The sequence below is a fragment of the Kitasatospora sp. NPDC052868 genome, from assembly GCF_044547105.1.
Classification (GTDB): domain Bacteria; phylum Actinomycetota; class Actinomycetes; order Streptomycetales; family Streptomycetaceae; genus Kitasatospora.
Genome location: NZ_JBITZW010000018.1, coordinates 69,512 through 90,101 on the forward strand (window position 1 = coordinate 69,512; position 20,590 = coordinate 90,101).

Genomic DNA, 20,590 nt, shown 5'->3' on the forward strand with positions numbered 1-20,590 from the left:
CCTTGTGCTGCTCCCGGTCCGGGGAGGCCGTGCGGGTCTGCGGTGCGCCGGGCGCTGGTCCTTTACGGGCGCTGGTCCTTTACGGCGGGACTGGCCCTAAGCGATGTCGAGCGGGAGGCGGGTGATGCCGAGGATGAAGTTGGACCGCAGCCGCCGGGGCTCGCCGGCGGGCCTGAACCGCAGGCCGGAGGCGGTGATCCGCTCGAAGAGCAGCGACAGCTCGGACTGGGCGATCGGCGCACCGATACAGCGGTGGATGCCCGCGCCGTAGGTCAGGTGCCGGTTGGGCCGGCGCTCGATGTCGAACCTGTCGGCGTTCTCGAACTGCGCCTCGTCGCGGTTGGCCGAGACGTTCCACAGGGTGACGGAGTCGCCCTCCCTGATCTCCACACCGCCGCGCTCGACGTCGCGCTTGGCGACCCGCTGGACGTACGCGTTGGTCGAGCTCCAGCGGAGGATCTCCTCCACCGCGCCGCCGAGCAGTCCGGGGTGCTCGACCAGCCGCCGGTACTGCTCGGGGTGGTCCATCAGGGCCATCAGGCCGGTGCAGGCGGTGTACGAGGAGGTCTCGTTGCCGCCGACCGCCACGTTCATGCAGTTGTAGAAGATCTCCTCCTCGGTGAACGGGCGCCCGTTGATCTCGGCCCGCAGCAGCAGGCTGACCAGGTCGTCGCCCGGCGACCGGCGCCGCCGCGCGACCAGGTCCGCGAAGAACTCGAAGATCTCCGCCTGGACCCAGGCCAGCCGCAGCCGCTCGTCGCCCCCGGTGTCGACGAACACCTCGTCGCGGAACCCGATCATCCGGCGGGTGAGGCCGATCAGCTCGTGCGCCTCCCGGTGGCCGATGCCCATCACCACCATGAGCGCGCCGGCGGGCAGTTCGGTCGCCACCTCCTCCGCGAAGTCGCAGCCCCCGGCGCTGCGGGCGCGCTCCAGCGCCCGGTCGACCAGCAGCCGGACCTGGACCGCGACCCGGTCGACGACCGCGCTGGACATCGCCGGGTGGATCCGCTGCTTCAGCATCCGGTGGCGGGGCAGGTCGGCGGCCACCAGCATCCGGCCGCCGGCCGAGTCCTCCTCGCTGCGGAACGACCCGCCGAGCACGGCGCCGCGGGCGGAGCCGAAGGCGGCGTGGTTGCCGTAGGCCCAGAGCACGTCGTCGTAGCCGGTGAGGGCCCAGAAGCGGTTGCCGTCGGCGCCCTCGTTCCAGTGGATCGGCCGGTTCCGGCGCAGCCGGGAGAACACCTCGTGGTGCTCGCCGCGCAGGAAGAGGTCGACGTCGGTCAGGTCGACACCGGCCAGTTCGGCGGCCGTCGTGGCGTTCGTGGTGGCGGTGGTCGCCGGCCCGGTCACTGGTCGCCGTCCTGGGTCGCGGAGTCGATCGCGGAGTCGATCGCGGAGTCGATCGCGGAGTCGATCGCGGCGGCGAGGTCCCTGAGGACCGGGCTCCGCATGATCGTGAAGAAGTCCAGCCGGACACCGCGGTCCCGGCGGATCCGGGTCTGCATGCGGAACGCGAGGATCGAGTGGCCGCCCAGCGCGAAGAAGTCGTCGTCGCGGCCGATGTCCTCCACGGCGAGCAGCCCGCCCCACAGCTCGGCCAGGTAGCGCTCGGTCTCCGAGTCGGGGGCCAGGTAGGACTCCTGGCGCCGGTGGTGCTGGTCGAGCAGCTCGTGCAGCGCCTCCAGATCCCGCTTGCCGTGCTCGTTCGCCGGGATCTCGGCCAGCGCGACGAAGCCGCTGGGGACCATGAAGTCCGGCAGCTCGGCCTCGGCGTAGGCGCGCAGCGACCGGAGCGCGCGGGGGTCGTCGAGGACGACGAAGGCGACCAGCCGGCGGTCGTCGCCCTGCCCGGCGGGCAGCACCACGACCTCGTGCACCCCCTCGTGCCGCCGCAGACCGCGCTCCACCTCGCCGGGCTCGACCCGGTAGCCGCGGATCTTGACCTGGTTGTCGGCGCGGCCCACGAACTCCAGCACGCCGTCCTCACGCGGCCGCGCGAGGTCGCCGGTGCGGTAGAGCCGCTCCGGCCCCTCCGGAGTGGGGTTGGCGACGAACCGCTCGGCGGTGAGGTCGGGGCGCTCCAGGTAGCCGCGGGCGAGGCCCGGGCCGCCGACGTACAGCTCGCCGGTCTCCCCCGGCGCCACCGGGGTGCCGTCGGCGCCGAGCACCAGCACGGTGACCCCGGCAAGCGGGCGGCCGATGGGCACGGAGTCCGCCTCGGCGTCCGCCGCGGTGACCCGGTGCGCGGTGCAGGCGGTGGTGATCTCGGCCGGTCCGTAGAGGTTGTGGAGCTCGCCGCGGAACCGGCCGGCGAGGAGGTCCCGGCAGGCGGAGGGCAGCAGCACGTCGCCGCCGGCCTGCAGGATGCGCAGCGACGCGAAGGCGTCCCGGTCCTCCCGCACCACGTGGTTGACGACCATCGTCGGCACCAGCATCGCGGAGATCCGGCGCCGCTTCATCTCCCGCTGGAAGTCGGCCGCGAGCAGGTCCGGTACGGGCGGCAGCACCACGATCTCGGCACCGGACGCGAGCGTGCTCCACATCTCGAAGTGGAAGGCGTCGAAGGAGAGGCTGGAGATCTGGCCGACCCGGTCCTCGGGCACCAGTGCGGGCAGGCTCGGGTTGCAGGCGAAGGAGACGATGTTCCGGTGCTCCAGGACGATCGCCTTCGGCGTGCCGGAGGACCCGGAGGTGAAGAGCACGCTCGCGGCGTCCGAGGCGCCGACCGTCGCCGGCCGCACGGCCCCCTCGGACCCCTCCGGGCCCGGTACGTCGACACCGGGCGCGTCCGCACCGAGCGCGTCCACGTCGAGCACGTCGACGCCGAGGTGCGCGAGCCGCTGCGCCAGCGCGCCGTGGCTGAGGACCACCTTGGCGCCGGAGGCGGTGAGCATCAGGTCGCGCCGGGCGTCCGGGTAGCGGGTGTCCACGGCGACGTAGGCCGCGCCGGCCTTGAGGATGCCGAGGATGGCGGCGACGACGTCCACCCCGCGGGCGAGGTACAGGCCGACGCGGTCGTCGGTGCCCACCCCGCGCTCGCGCAGCACGGCCGCGATCGCGTCCGACCGCCCGGCGAGCCCGGCGTAGCTGAGCGACGCGGTGTCGTCGCTGACCGCGGGGCGGTCGGCGAACTGCTCGGCGCTGTGCTCGAAGAGCTGGACCAGCGTGGCCGCAGCCCGCTTCGAGTCTGACCTCGTGGCCAATTTAATCTCCACTCAGGAAACGGGTATCCGAGTACTGCCCGGGTTTTCAGCCCCAGTAGAGGCTGTCCAGGACGACGACGGTGTTGGCGGTGTCGGTCGCCGCGGCCTCGGCCGGGGCGGCGTTCGCGGTGGCGGCCGTGCCGGCCAGCGAAAGGGCGGCGACGGCGAGGGCGACAATACGGACGAGCTTGGACATGGGAGTGCTCCTGAAGATTCTCTGAAACGGCCCGAAAGGCTTCGGAATGCGCACGCCGAAGGCGCTTCGCATTTCGTTCGGTGATGCGCTCCGGACTTGAATCCGCCGGGCGTCTGGAGAAATCATGCAGGCTGTCGGAGTTCCTGTCAGCCATCCGACCTGGCAGTTTGCAGCACTGGCACCTTGGTGCCCGACCGGCCGTACGACGGGGGTCAGGCGGGCGCGGCGGCCGCTCCGGACGGGTGCCGGACGGTGGCGCCGGGGAGGGCGGCGACCAGCCCGTGCACCTCACTCAGCGCATGGAACTCGGCCTGCGCCCGGGAGTCGGCCCTGATGAACAGGGCCAGGTCGACGCCGGCCGGGGCGGCCCGGGCCCGGACGTGCTGAAGCGGATCCGCCGCCGTCCGGCCCGCCATCAGTACGGCCGCGATCGAGTCCGCGTTCAGGGCCGTCGGCCCGGCGGCGGAAGATCCGATCCCCACAATGATCACGTACACAAAGGAACCTTCCTCGGCTGAATGTCACTGCGCGTGACGATAAGGGGGGGCGAACCGGGTTCGGGTAGCATGGCTCGGCAGGTCGTCGAACCAGCGGTGCCCCAATCACCGCGAGGTCGTCGCCCGAATTCGACTGAGCGCCTCCCGACCGACCGACCCGCCCGATGATCGGCTCACCATGATTCACCCGTCGAACCGTGCCGCGGAATGCATTTCGCCGTTATCCGCGCCATTTCCTGGAATGCCTGAGTAGTCATGCTGGAATGTCTGGGCCTGAGCTCCCACGCCGAGTCGGTCTATCGCACGATGCTCCTCCACCCCCGCTGGGGGGTTCAGGAGCTGGCCGTCCATCTCGCACACGACGAACAGCGGGTGCGGAAGAGCCTGGACGAGCTGGCCGACCTGGCCCTGGTCCGCCCGTCCCGGCTGAACTCCGAATCGGTGTTCGCGGTCAGCCCCCGGGTCGGGCTGTCGGCCCTGCTCTCCGAGCGGGAGTCGCAACTGCTCGAACAGCAGCGGGCCGTCACCCAGGGGCGCTCGGCCGCCGCCCGGCTGATCGACGAGTTCTCCGAGCACCGCAGCGCGATGAACTCGGTGAGCATCGAGCGCCTCACCGACCTGGTGGAGGTGCGGGAGCGGATCGAGGAGCTCTCGCACAACATCCAGCGCGAGGTGCTCAGCATCATCCCGTTCACCCCGCTCGACCCGGCCGGCCTGGAGGCCAGCCGCGAGCTGGACAGCGACCTGCTGGACCGCGGCATCAAGATGCAGACCGTCTACCTGGACAGCATCCGCAACGACCCGACGACCCGCCGGTACGCGGCCTGGCTGACCAGCATCGGCGGCGCGGTCCGCACCGCGCCCACCCTGCCGCTGCACATGATCGTCATCGACCGGGCCTTCGGCGTCCTCCCGATCGATCCGGAGAACAGTGCCGCGGGCGCCCTGGTGGTGCAGGAGAAGAGCATCCTCACCGGCTTGACCGGCCTCTTCGAGAGCCTCTGGGAGGCGGCGACCCCGTTCGGGGTGCCCGAGGAGCGCGACGACCGCAGCCTCACCCCGCAGGAGCAGGCCCTGCTCAACCTGCTCGCCACCGGCATCACCGACGAGGCCGCGAGCAAGCGGCTCGGGCTGTCGCTGCGCAGCGTCCGGCGCCTGATGTCCGACCTGATGAGCCGGCTCGGTGCGAGCAGCCGGTTCGAGGCCGGGCTGCGCGCGGCGGAGAAGGGCTGGCTGTGACCGCCGCCCGCCCCGCCGCCCGCTGGTGCACGGCACCGGCTCAGCCGGCCGGGTGGGCCCAGCCCAGGCCGTCGGGCGAGGGGACCAGCCCGCCCGGGCGGATCGGCTCGTCGTCGATGCTCTCCCCGATGGCCGCCTGGACCTGAAGCCTGGCCCCCTCCTCCAGCACCGACTGGATGACGGAGGAGTCCAGCAGCGCCCGCTCGTCCCAGGCGCCGCCGCCGACCAGTTCGACGAAGGCCTCCAGTTCGGGGCCGCTGCCGGCGGTGATCTCCCGGGCCGACCAGAAGTACGAGTCCTCGTCCCGGTGCATGTCGTAGAAGGACAGCACGAAGTCGTGGAAGTGCCCGAACTCCTTGCGGTAGCGCGCCTCGTACTCCTCGAAGCAGCGGGTCTCGTCGACCTCTCCCCGCAGCACCGTGTTGATGGACCGGGCCGCCAACAGGGCGCTGTACGTGGCGAGGTGCACCCCCGAGGAGAACACCGGGTCGATGAAGCAGGCGGCGTCGCCCACCAGCACCAGGCCCGGGCGCCAGAACCGCTCGTGGCTGTACGAGTAGTCCTTGCGGACCCGGATCTCCCCGTAGGGACCGCTCTCCACCCGGTGGGCGTCGGCCAGGTGCTCCGCGATGAGCGGGCACTCGGCGATCAGGGAGGCCAGCGCCTGCTCCCGGTCGCCCTGCACCCTGTCCAGCGCCTCCCGCCGCAACACGGCGCCCACGCTGGTCAGTTGGTCGGTCAGCGGGATGTACCAGAACCACCCGGAGTCGAAGGCCACGCTCAGGATGTTCCCGCTGTTCGGCGCGGGGAGCCGCTTGCCGCCCTCGAAGTAGCCGAAGAGGGCGATGTTCTTGAAGTGCTCCGAGTAGACCCGTCGGCCGCCGACCCTGGAGTGGATCCGGCTGCGGTTGCCCGAGGCGTCCACCACGAAGCGGGCGCCGGCCTCCCGCCGCACCCCGTCGGCGTCGTCGAAGCGCACCCCGCAGACCCGGCCGTCCCGCTCCAGGACGTCGACCACCGAGCACCGCTCGCGGACCTCGACCCCCTTGCTCCGGGCGTTGTCCAGCAGGATCTGGTCGAACTTCATCCGCTCGACCTGGTAGGCCTTCGAGGTCGGCCCGGGGAACTTCGAGGAGACCCCGAAGGAGAACGACCACGGCTCGGGGTTGCTGCCCCAGCGGAAGGTGCCGCCGCGCTTGGGCATGAACGAGGCCTTCTCCAACTCCTCGGACACGCCCAGCAGTCGGCAGATGCCGTGGACCGTCGAGGGCAGCAGCGACTCGCCGATCTGGTAGCGCGGGAACTCCTCCTTCTCCAGCAGCAGGACCCGGTTGCCCTGCATGGCGACCAGGGTGGCCACCGTGGACCCGCCGGGCCCACCGCCGACCACGATGACGTCGAACTCTTCTTCCATGGTGATGCTCATGTTCGTGCTCCGGGAGACGGCGGACGGCAGCGGGCCGTCCGAGCGGAAAAGCGGGGGGGGTCAGCCGCCTGGCGCGGCGGCGGGTGAGGCGGGTACGGCGGGCGCGGAGGGCGCGGCCGTCTGCCGGGCGTACCGGGCGGCCTCCTCCGCGGTCTCCGGCAGCCGGGCCATCGCCCGGCGCAGCAGCGGCGGAGCCATCACCGAGGTGGCCACCGCGACCAGCAGGATCACGGTGTACATCGGGGTGCTCAGGATGCCCAGCCGCAGGCCGACCATCGCGATGACCACCTCGACGACGCCGCGCGCGTTCATCCCGGCCCCCAGCGCGATCCCCTCCCAGGGCGCCAGCCCGCTGCTCCGCGCACCGATGTAGGCGCCCGCGAACTTGCCGAGGACGGCGACGCCCAGGACGGCCAGCGCACCGGCGAGGACCAGTGGACCGCCGAGCGCCATGAGGTCCATCCGCAGGCCCGCGGTGGCGAAGAAGAGCGGAGCGAGCACGGAGGTCGTCACGCTGCGCAGCGGTGCCAGCCGGGCCGGGTCCGGCCTGCCGTAGGCGTTGACCAGCACCCCGCAGACGAAGGCCCCGAACACCGCCTCCAGGTGCAGCGCCTGGGAGCCGGCCGCGCCCAGCAGGACGAGGGTCACGAAGGCGCCCGTGGTGGCCTTCCGGTCGCCGGAGCGGTCGAGCCGGCGGAACAGCGGCCGGATCAGCACCCGGCCGAGCAGCAGCGCGCCGGCCACCAGGACGGCGAGCGAGAGGACCGCGCCCGTGACGGCCGCGCCGGTGAGCCCGGCACCCGCCATCGCCGAGATCAGCGAGAGCATCGTCCAGCCGAAGACGTCGTCGACCAGGCCCGCCATGAGCGTCAGCTGGCCGACGTCGCGGTGCAGCAGGTCCATGTCGATGAGCGTCTTGGCGATCACCGGGATGGCCGTGACGCACATGGCCACACCGAGGAACAGGGCGAACACCGTCGGCTGCGCGTCGCTCCGGGTCAGCGCCGCGGGGAGCCGGAACGCCGTCACGACGCCGAGGGCGAACGGGACGAGCAGCCCCCACGCGCTGACCCTGGCCGCGGTCCGCCCCTTGCGGCGGGCCAGGCCCAGATCGAGCTCCAGACCGGTGAGGCCGACCAGCAGCAGTACGCCGAGCTGGCCGACCGCGTCCAGCAGGTGCAACTGCTCCGCCCGGTGCGGGAAGAGCCACTGCGACACCGCCGGAAGCACCTGCTGGAGCAGGGACGGCCCGAGCAGGACGCCCGCGCACAGCTCGCCCACGAGCGAGGGCAGGGCGCACCTGACCGCCAGCCGTCCGAGCAGGTGCGCGGACCCGAGGAGGACGCCGGCCTGCAGCAGGAGGACCAGCAGCTCCGAGGATCCGAGCGGGGGTAGGGGTGCCGACGCCAGCAAGGCGGCAGCCTCCTTCCGAGCGGGGGGGTTAAAGGGGGGGTTAGAAACATCTGACATCCTCCCCGGAGCACACTGAACGACGGCCCGGGGGAAGACGGGAAAGGAATACGGGCCGTCCGACCTGAATCGTCCGGGGCCAATGGCCGGGAATCAGCGCGGAGCGCCCGATCGGTTATCCAGGAAGGGCTCTGAATGCCCGGGGCGGCAGCCTACCCCGCCGGTGTCCCGATGAGGCAAGACCCTACCGCCGGAAAAGCACGACACTCCTGCGGCAACGGCCCGCCGGGCGCCCCGACGCCGGGCCGCACCGGGCCGGAAGGTGCAAACGCCCAGCTCAGAGCGGTCTTTCCGACAGTCAGAGCCACCCCCGGCGGCCCCCGGGCGTGAAGCTGCCCATGCACCTTGGTGCCAGCGGAATCCGGTGACACGCCCCCGGCCGCGTGCAAATATCGGTCCAGGCAGTCGGACCGCCGAACGAAAGGGCGTCGCAGCCCGGAATTCCCCTCCGACCCCTTTCCGGAAGTCTCTCGACCGCGCCGGCGGTTGCCCCCGTTCGCGTCGAACGCGACCCGGGCCATGCACAGAGCTACCGAATCCTCGGACGACCTCGGACGACCAGAAAGTCACCAAGACCATGAAGACCGATTTCTCGCACGGCGGCTGGCGCCCCTCCCCGGACCGGTTCCTCGACATCCTCGACGACCCGATGTACCGCACCCTGGTGGACCTCCAGGACCTGGTCACCACCGCCACCAGCGGCTTCTGGGCCGAACGCGGCGTCAAGTCGCTCCACCTGCCGATCACCACCGGCACCATCTCCAGCCCGATGGGCCGCGGCAGCGACTCGCTGCCGGTCCTGATCGACCTGTTCGGCCAGCCCACCTACCTCGCCGACTCGATGCAGTTCATGCTGGAGTACGGCTGCCGGCTCAGCCCCTCGGGCGCCTGGTACCTGATGCCCAGCTTCCGCGGCGAGGACTGCGACGAGACGCACCTCAACCAGTTCTTCCACAGCGAGGCGGAGCTCCCCGGAGACCTCGACGCGTGCATGGAGGTCGTCGAGGCCTACATGCGCCACCTGGCCGCCGGCGTCCTCGACCGGCACCGCGACGCGGTCCTCTCGGTGGCCGGCAGCGTCGCGCACATCGAGCAGATGCTCGCCCTGGACGCCTTCCCCCGGATGACCTTCGACGAGGCGGTGGCCCACCTGGGCGACGACCCGTACTCGGTCACCGACCACGGCGACTGGCGCACGCTCACCCGGCGCGGCGAGCAGCGGCTGCTCGAAGAGGTCAGCCCGGTGCTCTGGGTCACGCACTACGACCACCTGTCGGTGCCCTTCTACCAGGCGTACGGCGACGAGGGCCGGCGCACCGCCCGCAACGCGGACCTGCTCTTCGGGCTCGGCGAGATCGTCGGCTGCGGCGAGCGCCACCTGGACGGCGCCGGGACCCGGGCCGCGCTGGCGCACCACGAGGTCGAGGAGGCCGACTACGAGTGGTACGTGCGGATGAAGCAGGAACGGCCGCTGCACACCTCCGGCTTCGGCCTCGGGGTGGAGCGCTGGCTGATGTGGGTGCTCGGGCACAAGGACATCCGCGACCTCCAGCTCGCCCCCCGCCTGAACGGCGTCACCACGGCCCCGTAACGGCCTCCGGCCGCCGCCCGCACGGCGGCCCACCCAACCCCCACCCGGCCCCGACGACCGCCGGCAGCGCGGGACCTCACGGCAGATAGAGAAAGCGATCATGGCACTCAGCACCCCGGACCGACTCTCCCTCGCGGGCCGGACCGTCGTAGCGGTGGCCGACGCCGCCCAGTACGCCGAGTACGCCTCGGGAGTCGAGGGCCCGTCCTCACCGCTCCCCGTCCTCGCCGACGCCTGGGAGCGCTTCACCGCCTCGTGCGGCTCGCTCCCCACCGCGGCCGCGGACGCCCCCGGCCCGGCCGGGCCCTCCTGGCAGGGCGCGGTGTTCGTCTGCGACCCGCAGTACGCGGCGGTCGGCCGGGTGCTCGCCGGGGCCACCGGCCGGCCGCTGCTCGACGGCGCCTTCGCCGAGGCGGTGGAGCTCGCCCGCAGCACCCCGGTCACCGTCGTCGCGGGGCCGTCCGTCATCGGCCCGGAGGAGCTCGCGGCCGTCCCGGTCGACGCGCAGCTCGGCTTCTTCACGGCCCGCAGCGCGGGCGCCGCGAGCGCCCTCGCCGTCCGCACCCTGCTCAACGGCCCGGCGGCGGCCGCGCTGGGCGACGTGTTCGTCGACGCGCTCTCCCCGCAGGAGTCCGCGCCCGGGCGGCTGTTCGGCCCGGACGCCTCGCCGCGCCGGCTGCGCAGCGTCATCGGCGAGGGGGTCGCCGTCCTGGCCGGCCGCGGGCACGCCCGGGACTGCGTGATGCATCTCAACGGCGGTGGCATCTGCGGCCGTTCCGAGGAGCAGCCGCTGCTGGCCGTGCTCCCGCGGATCGGTGCCGAATGGTCGGAGCACGTGACGGCCTGTCAGCAGGGCGAGGGCTGCTGGCGCGCGGACGTCCCGATGGAGAAGCACCTGCGGGCGTCCCAGGTCCGGGCCGCCTTCGTGGTGCTGGACAGCTGCCGGACGGCCGTGGCGGGCCGGGGGTCCGTCCGCACCGACGTTTCGGTGCCGCTGAACATGCTGGAGGGGTCCGCCCTCGCGGTGGCGGTCGCGGCCGGCACCCGGGGCGGGGCCGAGTACGCGGCGCCGCTCTTCCAGGCCCTGGTCCGCAGCGGGTCGACGCTCGGCGCGGCGCTGCGCGAGACCAACGGCGCGATCGACGCGGACCCTGAGGGGGTCGGCAAGCTCGTCCTGTTCGGCGACGCCGGACTGGTCCCCGCCCCGGTCGCCCCGGGCCCGGCCGCCCGGGAGCCGCTCCCGCTGGTGGACGGGGCGCTTGACGTCGCCGAGGGCCCGGGCGCCCTGCTGGTGGCCGCGCCGGACCTGCTCGCGGACGACGAGGACGGCCCGCTCGCGGTGACCCGGCCCGACGGCGCCTCCAGCTGGGTGCTCACCTCGGCGGCCGGCCGCGGTGCCGGGCGCCTGCACACCGCCCCGCCCCGGCTCGACGCCGCCTGGACGCAGCGCGCCCTGCCCTGGCTGGACCGGCTCTGCGCGCTGGACGGCATGGGCCTCAAGCCCAACCGCGCGCAGCTCGACAACCTCCGGCACCAGGCCGCCACCGCCGTGCGCAACCGCGCCGAGGCGGTCGGGGTGCGGGCCGCCCGGGAGGCGGTCGGCGCGTTCGCCGAGGTGCTGGAGGGGCTGTCCCGGCTCCAGGAGCGGCTGCTGGCGGACGAGACCCGGTGGGTCGCCACCTCCTTCTACTCCGCCACCGACGGCTGGCCCCGGCCGTGGCTGGCCCGGACCAGGCCCGGTCTCGGCAACTGCCCGCAGTGCGGCGCCGAGGCCCTCGTCCGACACGACATCAGGACCGGGGCGGGCGTCGGCCTGCCGCTGCACAGCCTGGTGTGCGTGCGCTGCGGCGAGGTCGAGGCCGGCGCGGCGCGGTTCGCGGCGCAGGTCGCGGTGCAGAGCCCGCCGGAGGCCCGCCGGGGCGAGCCGTTCGCCGTCCGGGTCACCGTCACCGCCCCGGCGGACCGCCCGGTGGCGGTGGCGCTCGGTGCGGCCGTCGTCAACGAGCAGCTCCTGCACTGCACGCTCGCCCGGACCACGTCCGTCGAGCTCGCCCCGGGGGAGTCCCGGACGGTCGAGTTCGCCGGGAGCAGCGACGGTGCACGGGCCAAGACCGACCTGCAGCCGGTGAAGATCCTGGTCGCCGCCGACGGCGCGGTGCGCTGCCTCACCCGGAACGTGTGGCTGCGGGTCTGAGCCCGCAGGGCCCGTCTTCAAACCCCCGAGCGACGCCCCACGACAGGAGAGAGCGGCCCGCATGCTGCTGATCAAGGACATTCAGGCCCTGCCCGCGCGCAGCAGACGGCTGCTGCTGCTCACCATGGTCAACAACCTCGGTGCGGGCCTCGTCACACCGTTCCTGGTGGTCTACGTGCACCAGGTGAACGGGCTGCCGCTCACGGTGGCGACCGCCGCGATGGCCACCGTCTCGGTGGGCGTCATGCTCGGCAGCCTGCTGGCCGGGCGGCTGACCGACCGGCACGGCGCCGAGTTCGTCGTCACGCTGTACATGGCGGTCCAGGCGCTCGGGCTGGCCGGGTACGCGGCCGCGGGCCAGGGGTGGCACTTCATCACCGCCGCGGCGGTGGTCGGACTGGGCCTCGGCGGCTCGGCCGCCTGGAACACCATGCTCGCCGGGTCGGCGCCCAGCGCGCAGCACCCCACGGTGTTCAGCCTGAGCTTCACCGGCGCCAACGTCTCGCTCGGGGTAGGCGGCCTGCTGGGCGCCGCCGTGGCGGCCGGTTCGAGCCACCTCGCCTTCCGGGGGCTCTATCTGGCGGACGCGCTCAGCTGCCTGCTCGTGGGGGCGGCCTTCCTCCGTCCGGCCCTGCTGCGCGCGGCCGGTCCGGCGGGCGGGCGCCCCGCGGCGAAGGCCGACGGGACGTCCTACGCGGTGGTCCTGCGGCAGCCGAGGTTCCTGCTGCTGCTGGTGCTGGGCGGGCTGCTGTTCTGCGTCAGCTACGCGCAGCTGGAGTCCGGGCTCCCGGCCCGGCTCACCTCGGGCCTCGGGATCGGCCCCGCCGCCCTGGCCGTGCTGTTCGCGGTGAACACCGGCGGCGTGCTGCTCGGGCAGGTCTTCCTGCACCGACAGCTGAGCGCGGTGCGCCCCGCCCGGCTGGTCGCGGCCGCGGCCGCGCTCTGGGCGGTCAGCTGGGCCGCGATCCAGGCGGCCGGATCGGTGGCCGGCGGCACCGCCAGGTTCGCCGTCCTGCTCGCCGCCCTCGCCGTCTTCGCCGTGGGCGAGACCTGCTTCGCGGCCGGGATGCCGACCCTGGTCAACGCGCTCGCCCCGGCCGAGGCCCGCGGCCGCTTCAACGCCGCCTACAGCATGGCGATCTCGGCCGGGTTCATCCTCGGCCCGCTGACCGCGGGCGCCGTGATCGGCAGTGGCGGCGGCAGCGGGTTCATCGCCGGGCTCAGTGCGACCTGCCTCGCCCTCGCCCTCGTCGTGCGGTCCGCCGAGCGGTACCTCACCGCCCCGGAGCAAGCCCTTCCGACGCCGGTCGGATCCCCCGCCTGACCAGGCCACCCCTCCCCAAGTCCCCTACCCCCACCAGGAGTCGACGTGCCAGAATCCCCGGCAACCGTCCGGCCGCCGGCCCTGCGGCCCGGCGACACCATCGCGGTGGTCTCACCGGCCTGCCCCGCCACCGCCTTCCTGGTGGAGGAGGTGCGGCGCGGCACCGAGGCCCTGGAGCGGATGGGCTTCACCGTCCGGATGATGCCCCACGCGAAGGGGGTGCGCGGCTGGACCTCCGGCACGGTGCAGGAGCGGCTGGACGACCTGCACCAGGCGTTCGCCGACCCGACCGTGCACGCGGTGCTCTACAGCATCGGCGGGCTGCACTCCGCGCAGCTGCTCTCCGGCCTCGACATGGCACTGATCGCGGCCAACCCCAAGGTCTTCTGCGGCTACTCGGACGCCACCTCGCTGCTGAGTGCCGTGCACACCGCGACGGGGCTGGTCACCTTCTACGGCCCGGCGCTCATCCCGCAGTTCGGGGAGCTGGCGGAGCCGTACCCGGAGACCGCCGAGCACTTCCTGCGGGTCGTGGGCGAGCCGGCGCCGGCCGGTCCGCTCCCCCGGATCCCGTACCAGGTCGTCGACCTGGACTACGCCCGGCGGGAGCGCGAGCAGCGGCCGCGCGACCGGACGCCGGCCCCGGCCCGCGGGCTGCTGCACCCGGGCGCGGGCTCCGACTCCGGCTCCGGCCCTGGCCCTGGCTCCGGCTCCGGCTCCGCGCGCGGTCCCGTCCTGGCGGTCTGCCTGCCGTCCGTCCGCGACCTGATCGGCACCCCGTGGCAGCCGGACACCGCGGGCCGGGTCCTCTTCATCGAGACCCCCGAACCGCCCTACTCCCCGGCGACCGCCGACGCCGACCTGTGGCACCTGCGCAACGCGGGCCTGCTGGACGACGTGGCGGCGGTCGTCCTCGGCCGCCCGCTCGGCTGGGACGCCACCGAGGTCGAGGCGTTCACCGAGGCGGTGGCGGAGTGCCTGGCCGACCTGGCCGTCCCGGTGCTGACCGACGTCGAGTTCGGCCACACCAACCCGATCCTCACCCTGCCCAACGGCGTGCACGTCGCCGTCGACGGCACCGAACTCACCCTGCTGGACCCGGCGGTCCGCTGAGTCCTGCCTCATCTCAGCACCCGCCCAACATTCCTGACCCTTCATCAGAACACCCACGTCGAGGAGACGCCATGACCCAGAACTACCAGGCCGAGGTCACCCAGTACTTCCGGAAGAAGGCCGACGGGTACGACCGCACCGACGAGCAGGTCTACTGGCGGCTCTCCGACGAGCTGCTCTGGGAGGCCCTGGAGCGCTACGTCCTGCCGTCCGTCCCCGAGGGCGCCAAGCTGCTCGACGCCGGCGGCGGCACCGGGCGGTGGAGCGACCGGCTGCTGCGCCACCGCAAGGACATGTCGGGCGTGCTGTTCGACCTCTCCCCGGACATGACCCGGCACGCCGTCGCCAAGTCCGTCGAGCACGGCTACGCGGACCGCTTCCAGGTGCTGCAGGGCGACCTCGGCGAGCTGGGCGGACAGGTCGAGGACGAGCAGTTCGACCTCGCGATCAGCTTCCACAACGTGCTGGGCTTCGTCGACGACGTCCCCTCGGTGCTGCGCCAGATCACGGCCGCGCTGAAGCCGGGCGGCCAGGCCGTCCTGGTCGTCCCCAACCGCTACCACGCGGTCTTCTTCAACATCTTCACCGGCAACCTGGACGAGGCCGAGAGCGCGGCGTTCGAGCGCCGCGGCCGGTTCACCCCGGACATGCCGGCCATGCACCTGTTCACGCCCACCGAGCTCACCGGCACGCTCAACGAGATCGGCCTGCCGGTGTCCCTCGTCACCGGCTACCCGGTCGCCGTGTACCCCGGCTTCCAGGAGACCCAGCTCGACGGCACCAGCGCGACCGTGCAGCAGACGCTGTCCGACGAGGCCGCGTACGACCGGATCAAGGGCATCGAGCTGCGGCTGCTCGGCGAGCCCGGCCTGGCCGAGCGCGGCAACAACCTCTTCGTCGTCGCGCGCAAGCCGAAGTAACCCCGGCTCCCTGAGCCCTGAGCACTGGTCCCTGCGGCGCGGGGCCCGGTCCCGTCACCCCGGTGACCGGCCCCGCGCGCCGCAGGACCAGCGGTCCTCCGGCAGCCCAGCAGCCCGCCTGCCCGCGCCCGCCCGTGCCCGTCCATGCCCGCCCGCGCCCGCCCGTCAGCCCGATTCCAAGGGGGCCCCACCATGTCCCAGATCGTCCTCACCGGACGGATCTTCTCCATCCGGCCGATGGGCAAGCGGCTGGCCTTCGCCACGCTGCGCTGCCCCGACCGGGAGTACCTCTGCGTCTTCCCCGGCCGCCCGGCCATCGCCGAGGAGAGCGTCGTCCGCGTCGTCGGCACCGCGAAGCTGAGCGAGAAGTCCCGGAAGTTCTCCGAAGAGGTCCACGTCGAATCCTTCGAGGTGGTCGCGGAGAACCGGTCGATCGCCTCGTCCCGCCTCCGGCAGATGCCCTACGGCAAGGAGATCCTCCCCGACCAGCACGTCTACATGCGCCTCCCGGAGGTCCGGGACCGGCTGCTGAAGAAGTGGACGGCGATCAAGGCGATCCGCGACCTGATGGCGGCCGAGCAGTACGTCGAGGTGCAGTCCCCGCGGCTGGTCGGGCGGATGACCGACGGCCCGACCATGAAGTTCAAGGTCGACTTCTTCGGCCAGGAGGCCTACCTCTCGCTCAGCAACCTGCTGTTCCACACCGCCTTCGCCGCGGGCGACTTCGCCTCGGTCTTCGAGATCTCGCCGCTGTTCCGGGCGGACATCAACCACAGTTCGCAGCACCTGAGCGAGTTCCTCATCCTGGAGGCGACCTCCGCCTACCGGAACCGGGCCGACATGATGGACCTGTCCAACCGGATCGTGCGCTCGGTCTGCGCCCACACCGAGGCCCGGCTCCCGGAGAGCCACCTGGCCGACATCCCCGTCGTCACCTACGACGAGATCTGCGCCATCACCGCCAAAAGCGATTGCGCGCCCCTGGTGCGCGGCGGAAAGATCAAGCGCTACCACGCGAACGCCGTCGCCCGGCACCTGGACCGGACGCTGTTCTGGGCGGTCGACCTGCCCGCCGAGCACAAGGCGTTCTTCTCGTCGACCCGCTACGAACCGGCGGTCGGCGCACAGGTGGCGAACGACTTCCGGCTCTACTGGAACGAGGTGGACATCGTCGACGGAGGAGAGCGCGTCATCGAGCCCGCCCGCCTGCGGGAGCGCATGTCGGAGCAGAACCTCGACCCCGAGCACTTCTCCTACTACCTCAACGTCCTGGAGGGCGGGGTCCCCCCGCTCACCGGGTTCGGGCTGGGCATCGAACGGCTCCTGACGAAGTGTCTGGATCTCGGGAACATCCGCCAGGTCGTCCCGTTCCCCCGGTTCGTCGGACACCTCGAACCGTAACCAGTCCTGATCAGCCGCGACCAGCGCTGATCACACCTCAGCAAAGCGTTGACGGAGACAAGTAGGCACGGACCGCACGAGCCGAGAGAGCCGCCGGAAGCTGGGAAGGCGGCCTCGTGTCCGCTGCCCAAGACCCTCCCGAGCGCGGGGAGGAACGGCCCCTCCCGGGCCCAATGCCCCGCCGGCCGCCCCCGTCACGGGCGTCAATGAGACTGCCCCGCCCCGGCGGCGGCAGTGAAGCGTGGTGGCACCGCGAGTACCCTTCTCGCCCACGCTCCCAAGGGATCATGACGATGTCCGTGTGGAGGACAACAATGATCCAGTCGAACGAACGAGTCCTCGTCGGCGACCTGGCCCGGCACATCGGCCGGACGGTATCGGTCTCCGGCTGGGTGAACACCCTGCGCCTGCAGCGCACCATGCAGTTCGTCCTGGTCCGCGACCACACCGGTACCGCACAGGTGACCCACCGGCGCGACCAGAGCGCGCTGGAGGCCGGGTTGGAGGAGCTGACCACCGAGTCCGCCGTCCGGATCACCGGCCGGGTGGTCGAGAACCCCGTGGTGAAGCTCGGCGGGGTCGAGATCATCCCCGAGTCGGTCGAGCTGCTGAACCGCGCCGAGGCCCTGCTGCCGATCGACGAGAAGACCGGCGTCGAACAGCGCCTGGACTGGCGTTTCCTGGACGTGCGCAGGCGCCCGGCCGCACAGCTGCTGTTCGCCGTGCAGACCACCCTCGAAGCGGGCCTGCGCGAGTACGCCTACACGCAGGGCTGCACCGAGATGCACACGCCCAAACTGATGGGCGCCGCCTCGGAGTCGGGGGCCGAGGTGTTCAAGCTCGGCTACTTCGACCGCAGCGCCTACCTGGCCCAGTCGCCGCAGTTCTTCAAGCAGATGGCGATCGCGGCCGGCATCGACCGGGTCTTCGAGATCGGCCCGGTCTTCCGCGCCGAGCGGTCCTACACCTCCCGCCACGCCACCGAGTTCACCGGCGTCGACGTGGAACTGGCCTGGATCGACGACGTCGAGGACGTGATGGCCTTCGAGGAGCGGATGCTCGCGCACGCCCTCGCCAAGGTGGCCGAGGTGCACGGCGAGGAGATCCGGGAGCAGTTCGCCACCGAGGTGACCGTCCCCGCCACCCCCTTCCCCCGGGTCACCATGGCCGAGGCCCAGGCGATCCTGCGCGCCAAGGGCTGGGACCCGCAGGGCGAGAAGGAGGACCTCGACCCGGAGGGCGAGCGGGCCCTCGCCGCGCACTTCAAGGAGCTGACCGGGCACGAGTTCGTGTTCGTGACCCACTACCCCAGCAGCATCCGGCCGTTCTACCACAAGCGCCCGGCCGACCGCCCCGACCTCACCCTCAGCTTCGACCTGCTGTGGAAGGGCCTGGAGATCACCACCGGCGCCCAGCGCGAGCACCGCTACGACGTCCTGCTCGACCAGGCCGCCGACAAGGGCATGAACACCGACCCGATGCAGGACTACCTCAACTGCTTCCGCTTCGGCTGCCCGCCGCACGGCGGCCTCGGCATGGGCCTCGGCCGGGTCCTGATGGTGCTGCTCGGCCTCGACTCGATCCGGGAGGCGACCTTCCTCTTCCGCGGACCGAACCGCCTCACCCCCTGACAGCACGGAAGCCAGGTCGGATGCCCTCCGACCTGGCTTCTCCACGTGGGCCGCCAGGGGCTCGAACCCTGAACCTACGGATTAAAAGTCCGCAGCTCTGCCAATTGAGCTAGCGGCCCGTGACCCGTCCCCGTGCGGGGCGGGCCACGGTGATCCTACCCGGTAGGGCCCAGGGCTCCGCCAGTGGATTGCAGGGGCGCGCCGGGGTCACCGGGCGGACGGGGCGGGCGGGGTGCAGTGGGCGGGCGGGGTGTAGTGGGCGGCGCGGACCCGGCGGAGCCAGGCCTCGGCGGGGCGCGGGTCGGCGGAGGACGGGAGGACGCCGGGGCCGGTGAGGCGCTCGTCGGCGTCGGCGAGCAGGCGTTCGGCGGTGGCGGGGCGGTCGGCGATGCGTTCGCCGAGGTCGCGGACGCGCTCGGGGTCGGACAGCCGGACCACGTTCTCACCGGTCGCGTGGAGCCGGACGCCCTGCTCGACCAGCCGGACCAGGTGCCGGGCGTGCTTGGCCGCCCGGCGGCGGGTGGCCGGGTCGGCGGTGTCGCGGGCCAGCAGCTTGCGGAACTGCTGGTCCGCGTAGCCGAGATAGGAGCTCCGCACCGCGCGGGCGCTCAGGAAGGTGTCGCGGATCGCGATCAACTCCTCGCCGAGCGGGGTCCGCACCTCGTACAGGTCGTCCGGCAGCCAGACGAGTTCGGAGGCGGTCGGGTTGCAGGTCAGCGCGAGGCGGCACCACTTGGCCGCCTCGTGCAGCGTGAGGTCGGGCCCGGTGGTGACGTGCGACTCGGCCGGACGGTGCAGGCCGTGGAACTCCTCGGTCGGGGCGGCGAACAGGCCGAGGCGGTCGATGTCCGAACCGGCGTGCGCGAAGCCGTACGCGGTCGAGCCGACGACGCCCGAGAGCAGGACGGTGCCGGAGAACAGGACGGTGCCGGTGGCCATGGGTCGCCTTCCTCGGGCCTGGTGGTGGTCACGCGCGGTGGTCAGTGGAGTCTGCCCGCCGGGGACCTCGGCGGGCCAGCGAATTCCGGCGGCGGCCCGGCGGCGGCCGGGGCGGTACGCGCCTGCGGCGTGGTCAACGGCCCGCCCCCGACCGGTCGGACCACCCCGCCCGATTCCTTCCCCCGGCCCTCCCCGCCCCCGTACGGTGGAGGCCATGACCGACCTGCCGGGCCGTGAACCCGACCTGCCGTCCGCCTTCCTCGACATTCCCGGCGTGCGCAACCTCCGCGACGCCGGCGGCGTGGGCTCCCTGCGCCGGGGTGTGCTCTACCGTTCCGGGTCCTTCCACACCCTCACCCCGGAGGGCGCCCAGCGCCTCAAGACGCTGGGCCTGCGCACCGTCATCGACCTGCGCAGCACGGCCGAGCTCGAACTCTGGCCAGACCTGCGGCACGGACTGGACCACGAGACGCTCCACCTACCGACCCTCCCCGCGGACCGGGAGAGCATCGACCGCCCCTGGCCCGAGGACCAGGTCTCGCTCTACCCCTTCATGGCCGAGACCGCCGGGCCCTCGCTGGCCGCCGTCGTCCGCCGCCTCGCCGACCCGGGGGCGCTGCCGGCGCTCGTCCACTGCGCCGTCGGCAAGGACCGCACCGGTCTGACCATCGCCGTCCTGCAGTCCCTGCTCGGCGCCTCCCAGACCGAGATCGTCGAGGACTTCCTGCTCTCCAACGCCGGACTCGGCCTCCTCGACGGCCCCACCCCCTACCTCGACGAGACCGGGACCGAGCGCATCTCCCGGCCGATCTCCGCCGAGCTGCTGGCCTCCTCGCTCGCCTGGATCGACACCCACCACGGCTCCATCCCCGCCTACCTGGCCGCGCACGGCACCGCCGAGGACGAGCTCACCGCCCTGCGCGCCAAGCTGTCGGCCTGACGGGCCTGGAACGGCCCGGCGGTACCGGACGGAGCTACGGGCGGCGCTCCAACCGCCACCACTGGGACGGGGAGTCGGTGTCCTCCCACTGGTGGACGGGGGCGCCCGGGGTGGTGGCCGCATCGGCGACGGTCAGCGGCTTGCCGCTGATGAAGCTGGTCAGCGTGTAGGTGCCGGGGTCGTCGGGGTGGTGTTCGAGCAGCCACTCCTGGGCGCCGAAGGCGTTGGCGGACCACTGCTGGATGAGCACGCCGTCGTCCGGGGAGGCCCCGGTGACGTCGAGGCGCTTGCCGCTGCCCGCGTTCTCGACGTGGTACAGCGCGCCGCCCCGGTGGACGGCGGTGAGCCGCCAGAGCTGGGCGTCGGAGCCGTCCTCCGCGCCCTGGCGGACCTTGGCGCCGCTGCGGCGGCTGCCGTCGGCGACCTCCAGCAGCAGCCCGCTGCCCACGTTGCGGATCCGGTAGAGGCCGTCGGTGATGCGGTGGTCGGTCACGGGGGGAGTC

The 20,590-nt window shown here is 72.6% G+C and carries 17 protein-coding genes and 1 tRNA gene; 9 read left to right on the forward strand and 9 right to left on the reverse strand.

The features are described 5' to 3' along the window. Positions 1 to 96: 96 nt before the first annotated feature. From ACIGZJ_RS26555 to ACIGZJ_RS26570, 4 genes are all read right to left on the reverse strand, one after another. A complete protein-coding gene (locus ACIGZJ_RS26555) occupies positions 97 to 1,353 on the reverse strand; it encodes a cytochrome P450 (RefSeq protein ID WP_396459572.1) in 1,257 nt (418 codons plus the stop codon). Next, a complete protein-coding gene (locus ACIGZJ_RS26560; protein WP_396459573.1) occupies positions 1,350 to 3,206 on the reverse strand; it encodes an amino acid adenylation domain-containing protein in 1,857 nt (618 codons plus the stop codon). Before ACIGZJ_RS26560 ends, ACIGZJ_RS26555 begins: the two co-directional genes overlap by 4 nt. A gap of 46 nt (positions 3,207 to 3,252) precedes the next feature. Then, positions 3,253 to 3,402, reverse strand: coding sequence for a hypothetical protein (locus ACIGZJ_RS26565; RefSeq protein ID WP_396459574.1), 150 nt, complete (start codon positions 3,400 to 3,402; stop codon positions 3,253 to 3,255). A 212-nt stretch (positions 3,403 to 3,614) separates the two neighbouring features. Further along, entirely contained in the window at positions 3,615 to 3,899 is a 285-nt protein-coding gene (locus ACIGZJ_RS26570; RefSeq protein ID WP_396459575.1) for a hypothetical protein, read from the reverse strand. A gap of 255 nt (positions 3,900 to 4,154) precedes the next feature. Here ACIGZJ_RS26570 and ACIGZJ_RS26575 point away from each other — a divergent pair, with 255 nt between their 5' ends. Continuing rightward, positions 4,155 to 5,138, forward strand: coding sequence for a LuxR C-terminal-related transcriptional regulator (locus ACIGZJ_RS26575; protein WP_396459576.1), 984 nt, complete (start codon positions 4,155 to 4,157; stop codon positions 5,136 to 5,138). A 40-nt stretch (positions 5,139 to 5,178) separates the two neighbouring features. On the opposite strand, the gene ACIGZJ_RS26580 is transcribed toward ACIGZJ_RS26575, so the two are convergent. Together ACIGZJ_RS26580 and ACIGZJ_RS26585 are read right to left on the reverse strand one after the other, a co-directional pair. Continuing rightward, the gene (locus tag ACIGZJ_RS26580; RefSeq protein ID WP_396459577.1) at positions 5,179 to 6,564 is read right to left on the reverse strand and encodes a tryptophan 7-halogenase; all 1,386 of its coding nucleotides are present in this window, start codon (positions 6,562 to 6,564) and stop codon (positions 5,179 to 5,181) included. Positions 6,565 to 6,624: 60 nt separating this feature from the next. Continuing rightward, on the reverse strand, positions 6,625 to 7,977 hold the full coding sequence (locus ACIGZJ_RS26585; protein ID WP_396459578.1) for a cation:proton antiporter: 1,353 nt from the start codon (positions 7,975 to 7,977) through the stop codon (positions 6,625 to 6,627). Positions 7,978 to 8,611: 634 nt separating this feature from the next. Between ACIGZJ_RS26585 and ACIGZJ_RS26590 the strand changes: the two genes are divergently transcribed. The 7 genes from ACIGZJ_RS26590 (at position 8,612) to aspS (ending at position 18,208) form a co-directional block, all read left to right on the forward strand. Then, the gene (locus tag ACIGZJ_RS26590) at positions 8,612 to 9,625 is read left to right on the forward strand and encodes an amino acid--tRNA ligase-related protein (protein WP_396459579.1); all 1,014 of its coding nucleotides are present in this window, start codon (positions 8,612 to 8,614) and stop codon (positions 9,623 to 9,625) included. A gap of 100 nt (positions 9,626 to 9,725) precedes the next feature. After that, positions 9,726 to 11,819 carry a hypothetical protein gene (locus tag ACIGZJ_RS26595; protein ID WP_396459580.1) on the forward strand — a complete coding sequence of 698 codons (2,094 nt, stop codon included), beginning with the start codon at positions 9,726 to 9,728 and terminating at the stop codon, positions 11,817 to 11,819. A 61-nt stretch (positions 11,820 to 11,880) separates the two neighbouring features. Next, positions 11,881 to 13,143, forward strand: a complete 1,263-nt coding sequence (locus ACIGZJ_RS26600; RefSeq protein WP_396459581.1) for an MFS transporter — start codon at positions 11,881 to 11,883, stop codon at positions 13,141 to 13,143. 45 nt (positions 13,144 to 13,188) lie between these two features. Next, entirely contained in the window at positions 13,189 to 14,256 is a 1,068-nt protein-coding gene (locus ACIGZJ_RS26605; protein WP_396459582.1) for an LD-carboxypeptidase, read from the forward strand. Positions 14,257 to 14,327: 71 nt separating this feature from the next. After that, positions 14,328 to 15,176, forward strand: coding sequence for a class I SAM-dependent methyltransferase (locus tag ACIGZJ_RS26610; RefSeq protein ID WP_396459583.1), 849 nt, complete (start codon positions 14,328 to 14,330; stop codon positions 15,174 to 15,176). 192 nt (positions 15,177 to 15,368) lie between these two features. Then, positions 15,369 to 16,577 (forward strand): amino acid--tRNA ligase-related protein, encoded by a 1,209-nt coding sequence (locus tag ACIGZJ_RS26615; protein WP_396459584.1) that lies wholly within the window; start codon positions 15,369 to 15,371, stop codon positions 16,575 to 16,577. A 314-nt stretch (positions 16,578 to 16,891) separates the two neighbouring features. Beyond that, complete coding sequence (aspS, locus tag ACIGZJ_RS26620; RefSeq protein WP_396459585.1) at positions 16,892 to 18,208, forward strand: aspartate--tRNA(Asn) ligase; 1,317 nt, start codon at positions 16,892 to 16,894, stop codon at positions 18,206 to 18,208. Positions 18,209 to 18,254: 46 nt separating this feature from the next. Here aspS and ACIGZJ_RS26625 read toward each other — a convergent pair. Beyond that, positions 18,255 to 18,327 (reverse strand) — tRNA-Lys (locus ACIGZJ_RS26625). Positions 18,328 to 18,415: 88 nt separating this feature from the next. Continuing rightward, a complete protein-coding gene (locus ACIGZJ_RS26630) occupies positions 18,416 to 19,147 on the reverse strand; it encodes a DNA polymerase beta superfamily protein (protein WP_396459586.1) in 732 nt (243 codons plus the stop codon). Positions 19,148 to 19,361: 214 nt separating this feature from the next. Between ACIGZJ_RS26630 and ACIGZJ_RS26635 the strand changes: the two genes are divergently transcribed. Further along, on the forward strand, positions 19,362 to 20,087 hold the full coding sequence (locus tag ACIGZJ_RS26635; RefSeq protein ID WP_396459587.1) for a tyrosine-protein phosphatase: 726 nt from the start codon (positions 19,362 to 19,364) through the stop codon (positions 20,085 to 20,087). 34 nt (positions 20,088 to 20,121) lie between these two features. Here ACIGZJ_RS26635 and ACIGZJ_RS26640 read toward each other — a convergent pair whose 3' ends face one another. Continuing rightward, entirely contained in the window at positions 20,122 to 20,580 is a 459-nt protein-coding gene (locus ACIGZJ_RS26640) for an RICIN domain-containing protein (RefSeq protein WP_396459588.1), read from the reverse strand. Between the last annotated feature and the right edge of the window lie 10 nt (positions 20,581 to 20,590).